12 protein-coding genes are annotated in these 13,603 nt (G+C 46.1%); 6 read left to right on the forward strand and 6 right to left on the reverse strand.

What is annotated here, in order from left to right; genetic code table 11:
• The 4 genes from EBR25_10120 to EBR25_10135 form a co-directional block, all read left to right on the forward strand.
• Positions 1–2,474, forward strand: a 2,474-nt coding sequence (locus EBR25_10120) for a leucine--tRNA ligase (protein NBW41336.1), incomplete at its 5' end; no start/stop codon positions are given.
• Between the two features lie 355 nt (positions 2,475–2,829).
• Positions 2,830–3,867, forward strand: coding sequence for a hypothetical protein (locus tag EBR25_10125; protein ID NBW41337.1), 1,038 nt, complete (start codon positions 2,830–2,832; stop codon positions 3,865–3,867).
• A gap of 123 nt (positions 3,868–3,990) precedes the next feature.
• On the forward strand, positions 3,991–4,950 hold the full coding sequence (locus EBR25_10130; protein NBW41338.1) for a hypothetical protein: 960 nt from the start codon (positions 3,991–3,993) through the stop codon (positions 4,948–4,950).
• A gap of 173 nt (positions 4,951–5,123) precedes the next feature.
• The gene (locus EBR25_10135; GenBank protein ID NBW41339.1) at positions 5,124–5,573 is read left to right on the forward strand and encodes a hypothetical protein; all 450 of its coding nucleotides are present in this window, start codon (positions 5,124–5,126) and stop codon (positions 5,571–5,573) included.
• A gap of 92 nt (positions 5,574–5,665) precedes the next feature.
• Here EBR25_10135 and sucD read toward each other — a convergent pair whose 3' ends face one another.
• The 4 genes from sucD to EBR25_10155 all read right to left on the reverse strand — a co-directional run bounded on the left by sucD (position 5,666) and on the right by EBR25_10155 (position 9,749).
• Positions 5,666–6,532, reverse strand: coding sequence for a succinate--CoA ligase subunit alpha (gene sucD / locus EBR25_10140; protein NBW41340.1), 867 nt, complete (start codon positions 6,530–6,532; stop codon positions 5,666–5,668).
• Positions 6,533–6,596: 64 nt separating this feature from the next.
• On the reverse strand, positions 6,597–7,763 hold the full coding sequence (locus tag EBR25_10145; GenBank protein NBW41341.1) for an ADP-forming succinate--CoA ligase subunit beta: 1,167 nt from the start codon (positions 7,761–7,763) through the stop codon (positions 6,597–6,599).
• A gap of 154 nt (positions 7,764–7,917) precedes the next feature.
• Complete coding sequence (locus EBR25_10150; protein NBW41342.1) at positions 7,918–9,282, reverse strand: sigma-54-dependent Fis family transcriptional regulator; 1,365 nt, start codon at positions 9,280–9,282, stop codon at positions 7,918–7,920.
• Between the two features lie 41 nt (positions 9,283–9,323).
• The gene (locus EBR25_10155; GenBank protein ID NBW41343.1) at positions 9,324–9,749 is read right to left on the reverse strand and encodes a hypothetical protein; all 426 of its coding nucleotides are present in this window, start codon (positions 9,747–9,749) and stop codon (positions 9,324–9,326) included.
• A gap of 59 nt (positions 9,750–9,808) precedes the next feature.
• Here EBR25_10155 and EBR25_10160 point away from each other — a divergent pair, with 59 nt between their 5' ends.
• Complete coding sequence (locus tag EBR25_10160; GenBank protein ID NBW41344.1) at positions 9,809–10,225, forward strand: peptidoglycan-binding protein; 417 nt, start codon at positions 9,809–9,811, stop codon at positions 10,223–10,225.
• Between the two features lie 118 nt (positions 10,226–10,343).
• Here EBR25_10160 and EBR25_10165 read toward each other — a convergent pair whose 3' ends face one another.
• On the reverse strand, positions 10,344–11,576 hold the full coding sequence (locus EBR25_10165; GenBank protein NBW41345.1) for a response regulator: 1,233 nt from the start codon (positions 11,574–11,576) through the stop codon (positions 10,344–10,346).
• Positions 11,577–11,618: 42 nt separating this feature from the next.
• Entirely contained in the window at positions 11,619–12,332 is a 714-nt protein-coding gene (locus tag EBR25_10170) for a hypothetical protein (protein ID NBW41346.1), read from the reverse strand.
• 277 nt (positions 12,333–12,609) lie between these two features.
• On the opposite strand from EBR25_10170, the gene EBR25_10175 reads away from it, so the two are divergent.
• Entirely contained in the window at positions 12,610–13,557 is a 948-nt protein-coding gene (locus EBR25_10175; protein NBW41347.1) for a hypothetical protein, read from the forward strand.
• Positions 13,558–13,603: the final 46 nt, after the last annotated feature.

Raw genomic sequence — 13,603 nt, forward strand, 5'->3', positions numbered from 1 at the left:
CGTTTGGCTTACCGACAGAACGGCATGCAATTAAAACTGGCGAACCACCTCAAGAAACAACCGTTCAAAATTGTTCCACCTATAGAAATCAAATGGAAATACTTGGTCTTTCATATGATTGGTCAAGGACAATAACAACTAGCGATCCAAGCTATTACAAGTGGACACAGAGCGTTTTTATCGATTTTTACAATTCATGGTTTGATACGAATAGTGGCATCGCTCGACCAATAGAGGATTTACCAATACCAGAAAGCATTTCTGCGCTGGGAACATCTGCCGTTGAGGACTATCGCAATGCTCATCGGCTCATTTACTTCGATGACGTTCCAGTGAATTGGTGCCCAGAACTAGGCACAGTTCTTTCGAACGAAGAGGTTTTTGATGGCAAGAGTGAGCAAGGTTATCCTGTGGAACGGGTACAAATGAAGCAGTTGTTGGTTCGAATTACTGCCTATGCAGATCGGTTACTTGAGGGGCTGGAGGAACTCGATTGGCCTGAGAGCATTAAGCAGCTTCAAAGAAATTGGATAGGGAAAAGTGAGGGCCTTGAGATAACTTTTCCTGTATCGAAGAGCAGTGAAGAATTATTGGCATTTACTACTCGGCCGGAAACTCTTTTTGGTGCCACTTTCTTGACAATAGCCCCTGAGCATCCATTGGTAAAAACCCTTTGTTCCCCAGAGCAGAAATCAGAGGTGGAAACGTATTGCCAAGAAGCCTCCCAGAGGAGCGACTTAGACCGCACCTCACAGGACCAAAAGACGGGAGTCTTCTTAGGCTCTTCAGCTAAACATCCATTCCTTGAGAAAGAGATTCCAATTTATGTGTCTGACTACGTGATGATGGGAGTGGGCAGCGGTGTCGTAATGGGTGTGCCTGCCCATGATGAGAGAGATTTTCAATTTGCTAAGAACTATCATTTGCCAATCGTCCCGGTGATTTTACCTCGGGATGCTGGTAAAGAACGTGAAGCTGTACTCGCCAAAGAAATTGTCTGGACTGAAGACGGGGCGATGATCGCATCTCAAGCAAATCATGAGCTAGAACTACATTGGCTCGGAAAAGACTCCTCTCAGGTCAGAGTGGATTGCAGAACTGAGATTGTCGATAAGGGAGTAGCTTCTGCAGCAACTCACTATAAGCTCCGAGATTGGGTTTTTTCCCGTCAACGATACTGGGGTGAACCCATCCCCTTGATTCATTGGGATGATGGAACAATCAGTACAGTGCCCAAGGAAGAACTTCCTCTTGAATTACCTCATCTTGAGAATTACCAACCGACCAATACGGGTGAGTCTGCCCTTGCCCGTGCAGCGGATTGGGTTTCAACTTCTAGCAAAGAATCTGGTGTGTCTGGGAAACGAGAAACTCTTACAATGCCACAGTGGGCAGGATCTTGTTGGTATCCAATTCGATTCATGGATCCTGAAAATAGAGATCAAATTGTTGCCCCAGAGGTAGAAAAGGCGTGGGGGCCGGTCGATCTCTATTTAGGAGGCGCTGAGCATGCGACCTTGCACCTTCTGTACTCTCGCTTCTGGTTCCAGGCAATGCACGATCTTGGACTCACCAGCATCAAGGAACCTTTTACCCGACTTTTCAACCAAGGAATGCTTACCTCCTTTGCCTTTCAAGACAAGAACGGGGTTCTCATCCCGGTAGACGAGGTTGAAGAAAAATCTCCGGAAGTTTATGCCAAGAAAGACTCAGGGGAGGTTGTCGAACGTATAACTGCAAAAATGTCAAAATCGCTGCGAAACGTGGTGAGACCTGATGATGTGATTGGAGAATACGGTGCTGATACCTTTCGAGTTCATATTATGTTCATGGGGCCGGTCGAGTCCCAGCGATCATGGGATGGAGTAGATATCGCTGGCGCAAGCCGCTTCATGAGAAAGTTCTGGTTCTTTTGCACTGGCTCTGAAGAGCAAACCGGTGTCCGTGAGTTTATTCCCCTTGAGGATGAGAAGCTAGAAGTTTCTCTTCGGATCAACGAAGCGGCAGCAAAAATTTCAAGTGATATAGAAGGCCTGCGATTCAATGTATCAATAGCGGAACTTATGAAGTGCTTGAGGGATATTCGCGAGCAAGAGATATCGAGGGAAAGCTTTGAGAAGTTTTTAAAAGTTGCTTCTCCCTTTCTCCCATTCACTGCCGAAGAAATATGGGAACGCCTTGGCCATAGTGAGAGCATTGCATACGCTCCTTGGCCCGAAGCAGATCGAGAGCTTATCGCGAATAGCAAGACCAATATTGAGGTAGTTTACCAAGTAAATGGAAAGAAGCGGGGAAAGATTAATGTTCCCTCTGATATTTCAAACTCCGAGCTTGAGGCTATTGCTGCAGAAGCCCTACAAGAACAGTTAAGTGACGACCTCTCGAACGCAAAATTTATCATTGTGCCTGATAGAAAGACAAAACTACCAAAGCTTTTGAACATTGTAGTAGGCCAGAAGCCCTCGGGTAAGTAACGACTCATCCGGTCGTGGTGTAGCGAGCTTCTTTTTCACTGTCACAGGGATAGGAAAATCAAATAGGTTCGTGAAAGTATTTGATTTTCCTATACCTTTGATTTTCCTATCCCTCAGCTACCGCTGTAGCCTAGGGTCAATGTTCGGATCCATAATCTCATAATTCCGAGGTCGGTGGTTCGAGTCCACCCATGGCTACTCTTCACTTGACTCTCTTCGGCTGATCCCTAACTGTCGAATAATCCCGCAAAACTGAGATAAACTTGCTCAAGCGCTTCATATTCTGCAAGGTATAGCCTTGGGATGCATGAGGGGGCACTCAATCCTCCGGGGGATAGACTCAAGGAAATGACGAATGACGATTACCGTTATCGATTTCGAAGAAGGGCGAGATGTCAAGGTCTATGACAATCTCGACGCAGTCGGAGAGCTCACTCCTAACCGTTCGCTCTGGGTTGATGTCCAGAGCGATGACATCGCCGAACTCACTCAGATCGCTTCCACTTTTGGCTTTCATGAACTCGCAGTAGAAGACTGCCTCACTCCTGGTCACTTTCCAAAACTCGATGACTACGGCTCCTATCTTTTTCTCATCGTGCGCGGTTTCAAATCATGGACGGAAGTAGAAGAGATCTGGGAAACAGACTATCTCGCAAATACAAAGGGAAAGGAGGCGTCCGCAGAGAAAATCGACCAGGAATCTTTTACCCGTAAAGTAGCAATATTCCTATCGCAGAATATAATTGTGACCTTTCGGCGGAAAGAAGTTGCATGGTTAGATGCTCTCGTTCGACGGGCTCAGACAAAGCCCGACCTGACACTGGTAGATGGCACAGAGGGCATCGCTCACCGAGTAATAGACGTCCTTACTGACCGTTTTACCAGAGGAATTGGCTTTTTTGAGAATGTAATCGACGGCTTCGAAGATGCTGCGCTGGAACGTCCAGAGGACTTCGAAATCCAAGACCTATTCGAGGTGAAGCGCGAGCTTGTGTATCTCAGGCAAATGGCCCGAAACCAAAGAAGCGTTTTGTCCCAACTCGCCAATGATCAGACCCTGATCTCCGATAGTCAAAAAAGGCGATATTTCAAGGATGTTGACGACCATACAATTTCTATTATTCGAGATCTCGATAAGCACATTCAGGCAGTAATTAGTATTCGAGATAGCTATCTCGCAATCGCAAATGTTCGGTTGGGCGATACTATGAGGATTCTTACGGTAATCACCACCATTGCAGCCCCTCTGAATATTGTTGTGGGTATGTACGGCATGAATTTCCACGCTATCCCACTGCTCGATAATCAATACGGATTCTGGTTCGTCGTAGCGGCTATGTTAGGTCTCGGAATCTTAATGCTGCTCTACTTTCGAAGAAAAAACTGGATCTAACCCGAAATCAGCCGATTTTCAGGTCTCTACAGCACGCGATTGGCCTTTATTTTACTATGCGCCACACCTAACCATATACGGCATAACACGTATAGAGGTCCAGTGTACCCTTCGAGCTCTTAGATGAGTCGTCCACCAAGAGACAAGGTAGCTAACGTGTTAGAGCAAGATAACAGAAGAAACCAAGACGCAGATTTATCTGAAGCAGACCTATCAACACCGACACGCGAGGAGTTCTCTGAAATAGATTCTCTTTCCCCAACTCCAGAGGTTCTTCAAGACGCTCAAAAGAACAATGCTCAAAAAAGTGCTGTATTAGAGCATTTGAATCAGCCAGAACTCTCTTCTCAAACTTCAGAACACTTAGAAATAAGGATATCCCAAACCGATATCAAACCACCAATTCAATCAGCGCCCATAGAGACATCAGCCAAGGAGGAATCAGCTTCACAAAAGACAACCTTGCGAAGTAACATAACTAACACGTTTAGTGCGCTTAGGGCATTGATTCCCGACTCAGTCGAAGAATTTATAAGAGATGTTGATCGTGCCCTAAGTGAATCTCCCCTTGTCGGCGTTCTTTGGAATACGATGAAGGAGGTTGCACGAGAGACGTTTGAGACGGTATGCGACTTCTTTGATGACCTCTTTTTTCAACCCTCGGAAGAGCCAGTAAAAAAAGTAGAACCGACCTCTGTAAGTCTTGGGAAGACCCCCTCGCACCTTATCCAGGAACAGGAAAAATACGAAGCAACATCATCGCAAAAGAAAACTGAGAGTACGGAGACAGTGGGCACGAGTGATCAGCATGAAGAACTTTTTCAAGACACTCTTACCAAAAGACGAGAAGAAGAGGACTTGCTACACGACCTCAAGATGCAGCTAGCACTGCAAATGTTCCTGCAAGAGCCAGAAGAATCTGCGAGCGAGCAAAAAGGAGAAGCACCACAACCCCTGACGGGAGTGCTTGACCCCTCCAACAAAGGGATCACAGGCAAAGACACAGAAAGGAACGGTTCTCGATTTCAAGAAGATTACTCCCGCTTGGAGGCCATCAAAAGGGCCTTAGAAGAAAACGCTTGATGCACTAGAGGAGGGCAGCTATCGACTAACTCTCCGTTAACACGCGTTTTATCTTGGAAAGCTCATGTCTAGAGCCCGAAACGTTCGTTCCTGCACCCCTGCTACCCTAATAAGCATCAAAAAGGATGAAGGTTTAGTCCGCAATTACAATCAGGAAACTGGAGGTTTACAGCATGAGCGAGCAAGACGAAATCATCGACGGAGTTAAGGCGGCAGCCAAAATTTTGAGTAAGATGGAACCAGAAAACCAGGAACGATTGGTTGCAAATATTGAGGTCTCCTCTCCCGAACTAGCAACTCAGATTACTGAGAGCATGTTTACCTTTGATGATATTGCAGGACTTTCAGATAGAGGCATACAACTCCTTGCCCAGCGAGTTGAGCACCAAGACCTCGTTCTCTCCTTGAAAAAAGCCTCCGAGAAAACAAAGACTCGGATCTTCGAGAATGTCAGCGAGCGTAAGAAAGACCTCATTGAAGGAGACTATGACACCCTTCCCCCAACTCGTATCTCAGACGTGAGCGCAGCACAGAGAAGAGTGCTTGACACCCTGGAGGAGCTCAAGAAAGAGGGGAAAGTCTTAGAAGATACCAGCAGGTCTAAGGAAGCTTGGATTGCTTAGCTCCATTTGAGAACCGGCTGAATCACCCAAAGACAGAACGCCCCATATTTTCTGAGAAACGCTTGCACTATTGCAATCAGAGTTCGCTATCCCTAGAGCAGTCCCTTTATTTTCTCTCCGAGCGTAGCAGGAGATCGACTTACAGTAACTCCAGCTGCCTCCAACGCCTCAAATTTCCCTTCAGCGGTACCCTTACCACCACTGACGATGGCACCAGCATGACCCATGGTTCTTCCCGCTGGAGCGGTTGCGCCAGCAATAAATGAGACGACTGGCTTAGACATATTATCCTTAATCCAGGCTGCAGCTTCTTCCTCGGCCGAGCCTCCGATTTCACCGATCATAATGACTGCAGCAGTCTCCGGGTCTTGTTCGAACAGCTCCAAACAGTCTATGAAATTCGTCCCATTCAACGGATCTCCGCCGATACCGACACATGTTGACTGCCCAATGCCAAGCTCTGTCAACTGAAAGACCGCCTCATACGTCAGTGTGCCACTTCTCGACACAACACCTACGTTCCCCGGCTTGTGAATTTGCGCGGGCATTATCCCGAGCTTTGCCTCACCAGGAGTGATAACTCCCGGGCAGTTCGGTCCTATCAAACGGGTACGCTTCCCCTTCATAAAGGCATTGACCTTTAGCATATCAAGAACGGGAATACCTTCTGTAATGCAGATAACCAGGTCTAAGTCCGCTTCAACAGCTTCCATGATAGCATCCGCCGCAAATGGTGGTGGAACATAAATGACACTCGCATTCGCATCAGTCGCCTCTTTTGCCTGAGCGACAGTATCAAAAAGTGGGATACCAAGATGCTCCTTACCACCCTTTCCAGGTCCCACGCCAGCTACCATCTGAGTTCCATATTCCAGACATTTCTCAGTATGAAAGCTTCCAGACTTCCCAGTCATTCCCTGTGTGATTACTCTAGTGTTCTTATTAACGAGAATACTCATATTCTCCTCTCCCTTTATCTAAAATTGCTCTCTAAGCCTCAGGTTTCAAAAATTACCCATCGTCTCACGAACCGTTCGCCGCTTGGACAACCTTCTCTGCAGCATCGGACATGGTGTCTGCTGGCACGATATTCAAATCTGATTCTTGAAGAATCTTTCTCCCCTCTTCCACGTTGGTCCCTTGTAACCGAACCACCAGAGGGACAGAAAGGCTAAGACTCTTCGCAGCATCAACAATACCGGCAGCGATAACATCACACTTCATGATTCCGCCAAATATATTCACTAAAATTGCTTTCACATTTGAGTCGCTCAGTAGAATTTTAAATGCTTCCGTTACCGTCTCTCGGCTCGCACCTCCGCCTACATCAAGAAAATTTGCTGGTTCGCCACCATACTCCTTGATGATATCCATAGTACCCATGGCTAGACCTGCACCATTGACCATGCAACCAATATTACCGTCCAGTCCAACATAGCTGAGACCAAACTTCCCTGCGCGAAGATCACGAGGATCCATCTCATCGTAGTCCTGGTACTCTTTCAGTTCAGGGTGACGAAACAACGCATTATTGTCAGTCGCACACTTCGCATCCAGCAGGATGAATCCGCCCTCTTTTGTGAGGACGAGCGGATTGATTTCAAGTAGAGCGAGATCGCAATCCATGAAGACTTCGTACAATCCTTCCACTATTTCTCCAAACTCACGTGCTTGCGCTGCTGAAAGTCCCAAACTCATTCCCACTTGAATGGTCTGAAAGGACTGTAATCCTACGGAAGGGTCCACGAGCTGAGTGATAATCTTTGAAGGATCCTTCTCAGCAACTTCCTCAATCTCCGTTCCACCCTCTGTGGAGGCAACGATAGCAATCCTCTTCGCAGCCCTGTCCACCAGCAAGGACAGATAAAACTCTCGCTCAATATTACAACCAGCCTCTACGTATACTTTCCTCACCAGTTTTCCATCAGCACCAGTCTGCGGGGTTACCAAACGCATTCCGAGAATCTGCTCGCCGTAATGTCTCGCTTCCGCAGAATCTTTGGCAACCTTGACACCCCCAGCCTTCCCACGACCCCCAGCATGTACCTGGGCCTTTACAACACAGACACCACCGCCAAGATGATCTGCCGCAGCTTCAACTTCCCCAGCGGTATAGGCGCAATACCCAGCAAGAACGGGCAAACCATAGGCTGCCAGCAGTTCCTTCGATTGATACTCATGTAAATTCATAGCTATTCTTCCACCGAATACGAAAAGGATTATTCTTTCTCGGCTCCCAATCAGAGCCCACAGACCCTGAAACAGTCACACACTCAACGAATTGTTTCAAGCCTAAGAAAAATGCCTCTGGAGGGCAAAATTTGGCCCTATTTAAGGATTCTTCTCAGTGAGATAGCTGGAGGCCAAATTTCTGAATACGATTAAATATAGTTCGATCGGTGATACCAAGATTTCTGGCTGCTTGAGACTTATTTCCTTTGCAACGATCCAAATGAAACTGAATAAAGTAGTTCTCTATTTCGCAAAGAGTGAGATTCCCCAATCTTTCAATACTCATCTCTTCAGAAGCATTTGATAAGGTGTCAATCTCTAAGTCATCGCTACTTATTCGAATAGCTCCGAGGTCACCTCCTCGTAATACCGCTCGTTCAAGAACGGAATAGACCTCATTATCATTTCCTGGCCAATTATGCTCGGCAAGCTTCTTTAGTGCGTCATGAGAAACCTCAATCTCTGGAAGAGATAACTCTACGCGTAGCTGTCCGAGATAGTTCTCTACAAGCTCGTGCAGACTCTCCTTGCGCTCTCTCAATGGCGGAATCTCAACTTGTTGTCGTGAAAAGACTTCCAGCAGGATAGGCGCAACATCTTCTCGTCCTCGGAGAGAATCGAGGGCTAGGTGTCCCGCTGCGATGCAGAATGTGTCCCTTCCCTCTGTTTTAAAAAATTCCCCGAGTAATTTCTGAACTCGAGGCGATAAATATTGAACGTTCTCGAGTAGAACGGTTCCTCCATTCGCATATCCTAAGAGGCCCCTATCGCTGCCTCCACCAAAAAGCTGACGATACATCGCACTTGAGGGCACGGTTGAAAAATCAAGATGAATGAACCTCTCATCCGCGGTTGCCTTGCGACCATGCAAGTGTTTCGCGATCTCTAATAATGGACCACCAACAGGACACTGAAGGTATACTCCACTTTTCTCCATATCGATTTCATTTAATTCCGATAAAAAGCTTTGTTCAAATCGAATGCCATTGAGCGCTTTTGCCTTTGAGGAAAAGGGAGTACGAATTGCCTTTTCTTGCAGAACGGTCTTTCTCCACTCTATCGCTCGATCAAGTGTCTCTAATACTTCTTTCCGGTCTAGAGGCTTTTGCAGGAAATGAAACGCTCCCTGCTTCATGGCCAAAACAGCATCTTTCGTGCCCGCTGATGAAATCACTATTACCGGCATCTCAGCGTGTCGCTTTCGAAACTCCTCAAGACAACGAAATCCACTCAATTTGGGAAGCCGCAGGTCAACGATTGCGATCGTAGTCTCATCTGAAACGCTTCCCAACGCAGTCTCTCCGTCTTCCGCACCAATAACGGAAAACCCTTGTTGTGCGAGCAGTCTCGTCAGTAGCTCTCTCGTAGTATGATCATCTTCTGCTAAAAGTACTTGCTGTGTCATGAAAGGGGGGTCGACAATCTTGCAAAGGAAGTTGAGCGATTTCAGAAAAATTTTCTGGAAATTCTTTCTCACTCTCACCAACAAGCCGTCACCTTGTATATATTATCAGGTACTTAGCCCCCCTCCCGAAGGTTTCGGAGCTTCCTAAGAATTCTCTTTGTCTTTTCGCTTCTAAATGCCAAAGAGATGGGTATTCGTGGATCCGTATCCTGCTCAGCCCTCATGCCGAAGATAGTCTCAATCCAAAAACGATCATCTGGAGCTAGAGCGTCAAGCGCCAGCGCCACGCGCCCCTGTAAGTTGTCACTATTTTTTCTGCTGATTTCTTCTCTCGCTTTCTGGCTTCCTCTTTCTACGCCTTCACTGCTACTCATCTCAGATTGTTCAAGCCTCATATTTCTCATCTCCAGGGTAGTCATCCTTTGTGTTGATTTGAGAGCAGTATGTAAAGATTGCGTTGCGCAGTTCAAGATGAGCAGAGTCAGTAGGAGAATTTCTATCAGGTTCCCGCCATCATCAATTTTCGAGAGCAGTGTCATAAGTAAACTGGACGGTTAATGGCAAACTTGACATCCATATAATATATGAAGGATTAACTATGAATTTATTTATCAAATATACAACACTCTCAACCTTATTAGTGGTAGGTGCAAAGTTGCTTCCCTTCCCCGCCGATGCCTCACCTCTTGCAACACAAGAAAATCAACGGGGCACTTCACAATTTTCCAAAACAGCTCAGGGGGCGAGTCAACATTCGAAATCGAGCTCCCCAATTGAAGCGCAAGAAGAAGCGAAGCAACGCGTCCAAGAAAGAGCCCGGCTACAACACACGTTATCAAAGACCGATGTACAACTTCTTCAGCAACGATTAACAGAACGCTTAGGAACTCCTCTCACACAAGATGGAATTCTAGGTCCTCGCACTCAGGCAGCGTTACGTGAATACCAACAAAAGAATAACCTAGAGGTAACAGCGCGACCTGACGCTGAAACACTCGAAAGCCTGGGCTTCTAACGCGTTTTCCTCGAGGTAGGAACAAAGTGCTGAGGGTAGCACACCGTTCCTACCTAAACGTTAACTGAATCAAGCCTATTCATTGCGCCTCAAGGGTCTACCAATTACCATCCCAGTTTTATCTGCTGGCAGAATACACATCCTCGTTCGGTGTCGTATTGGCAACTTCTTGTAGGGCACTTCTATTTACTATCCGAATTGCTTTGTTTTCTGAGAGGTTTAAGATACCAGCCTTCTCCATCGCGCGAGTCACTCGAATGCAAGTCTCTTCCGTGGTGCCTGTTAACTCCGCAAGTTCCTGACGCGTCATTCTAATAACCGTCTCGTTATCCTCATGGCTCGTGAAGTGCGGATAAAGGGTTTCCAAAGCAGAAGCTACTCGCACTTCGACTTTTTCATGCGCAAGTAATCGAGAGAAATCGTGAGATTTTTTAAGCCGCGTAAGTACTTTAGTCAAAAATCGCTCGCCCAGAACAGGATAAGCGCCAAATAACTCCAGGAGCGTATGGCGGGGTACCCAAATTAAGGTGCTCTCCGTTTGAATCCTCGTCGAATATGGATATCCTTCATTCTCGAGAGCTGCGAGCAGACCAAGAGAATCTCCACTCACAAGAAATTCAACTATGAGGTCTCTTCCTTTTGCTGAACTTTTTAAAAATACGGCTCTTCCCTCATCAACGATAAACCCAGCATTTTGCACCTCGCCTTCCAAAGTAATGATATCTCCAGCTGTGTGCTTCTTACGTATACTAGAACTCGCCAAGCCCTTCAGATCGTCTTCTTCCACCCCTTTAAACTCGTCCATGGAACGGAGTCTCTCGAAAATCTCCGTTCCGAGTTGTGTAAGTGGAGCCGAGATCTTAGAAAAACTTTTTGTGGCGCCTTTCCCCATTTTTTCTGCAGCTTCGAACACTGCCCGATATGGCTCATCTTGAGATTCTCTAGTATCGCCATTCGATGAAGCTCCCAGGTGACGCTTCAGACTCGTATAAAGAGCCATTTCAACTGTTGTCTTTAAATCTATATCTTTAAAAGGCTTGACGAGGTATCCATGCGGCTCAGTTTTTTTTGCCCTCTCTAGTAAATCAATATCTGAATACCCCGTGAGAAAGACAATGGGCACCCTTGATTCTTCCCTTATTTTCATAGCAGCATCAACGCCATCCCCTTCACCATCAAGCTTGACATCCATGAGAACTAGGTCTGGCTCTTCTGCTTCAACAAGGTCAAGAACTCCCTCAACGCTGGATGCCCGGCCTACAATTTCGCAATCAAAGGACTCCAATAATTCCATGATATCTTCTGCAATAGAATCCTCGTCCTCTACAACTAAAACTTTCCCCAATGTCATAACTCTCTCCTATTAAATCAATCAAAATGGTCCGCAATCTCTTCAGCTCAGCGGTAGTAATATCCTCACCCTGTATCGAACATCGAGCATTAGCTCGATTTTTCCACCATGTGCCTCAACTACTCTTCTTGCTCGAGGAAGACCAAGCCCAAAGGTTTGGTCTCGCGTTGTATAAAAGACGGAAAAAGCACTCTCCTTACTATCTCTTCTGAAGCCAGGTCCATCATCGCCTATCAGCATTTCAACGAATGGCTGAGAATCATATGATCTTACCCCAAAAGAGAAGAAAACCTTTCTTTCCCCTGGTGCAGATTGCTGCGCATTTTTTATAAGCTCATGAAGGATACCAACAAACGGTTCAGCATCGATTTTACTTCGATACTCGGTGGCTTCGCTTTCAACCTCGATAGAAAAATCGCACTTAGCATACCTAACGGAAGCGTCCTCTATTGATTCTTCGACCAATGAAAGGAGGTCTATATCTTCTTCCGAAGACAACGAATGTTTCGAGAACTCTTGTAAAGTTCGGAAGACCAGTAACAAGTCATCGGTTGAATTTTGCATCAAGGAGAGAGAGTCCAATTCCTTGTCATGATCTGGTATTCGTCGTTTGATACGATTTATTCCAGACTGAATGACCTGAAGGGAATTTCCAATCCGATGAGCACTCTTCTCGATAATCTCTCTCAAGGTCGATAACTCGAGACTATCATCAGTCTTAGTAATTTTATTCGGATTCAGATTGCCCACAGTCATTTGGTATTTCCTCAGCGTGTTCTACCCCTCACTCCTCTGGGTGAACTTTCTCTTCTAGAAGCTCTCGCCTCCTTCTTGAACAGATTGAAGAGCATCTAACCCCATCAGTTGAAAATACATGATAAGGGTCATCTGACCTACACAAAGTAGCGGGAGTTTCTTCGGATTTTCCTAAGCTACTACTATTACTACTTTTTTTGAACCTTTTCCTCCTTTGGCTATTCTAAATAGAGAGTTTAAATGATCGAGCCCGTCCTAGCGGGTCCATGAAAAGAGCATGCATTTCCTACATCACCTCATATTCAGCACCACGGTACTTTTCTGTTCTGTTCTTGTTGCTCCACGTGCGACATTTGCCATCCCATGGAAGCTAGTTGTAGAGGAATCGTCAGCAAGCCTCAACTTTTCAACTCAAGAGGAAGCACACATCAACAGAGCAATAGAGGTGGCAAAGAATCGGATTGAGCCGTTTCGATATTTTTTTTCAAATATTTCAGCTCAGCTGATGAGTATTATCTTTTTGAATGAGAATGAGTTTCATGAGCGTTACTCTGCTCCAAAGTGGAGCATCGCACTCTATAGAGAAAATCAGATACTTGTGAAATATCCTTCAAAGAGCAGCATATCAAGCGAGGAGCTACAAATAACTCTAATACATGAACTTATACATGCTATTATTGCAAATGAAGTTGGGTCATCCTGTCCGCACTGGCTTGATGAGGGCATTGCAATGATCTTTGAAAAACTCTCAACCAATTCACTGCCTGAAATCGTGCAAGAGATATTATCGCATCCTCTCATCGCAAGTAGTGACAATAAAAGAAACCCGCTAGCAATGCATCTCCTGTTTCGTTCCAGAGCCAACCTCGATCCTCAGCATGTATATCGTAATGTTACGCAAGCCTCTCTTGCTCTTTTAGTGAGAGGCTTTCACGGGCATATAGACTCTCAGCGAACGTTGGAAGCATGCTTGCCAAACATAGCCCAATTTTCCGATTCTGATTTACTCTCGCATGTACGCAAAAAGGGGCCCGCATCACGAATGACGCAAGGACCCCCTCCACTATTGCCAGCTATCAATCAGAACGTCACATCTGACTCGATGCTAGCGGTAGCAGAAGATGATAAGCAATTTTCTGTGCTGACTCTTCAGCCGTTGCAGCAGAAATTGTTGAAATCGATCTCAACCCCTTCTGTAAGCCCTGTGCTACCGCCTCTTTGGTAGTGCTATCGCTGATATTCACTCGCCAGCTTGTATCAAACCAGCCGCC

This window comes from bacterium (assembly GCA_009926305.1).
Classification (GTDB): domain Bacteria; phylum Bdellovibrionota_C; class UBA2361; order UBA2361; family RFPC01; genus RFPC01.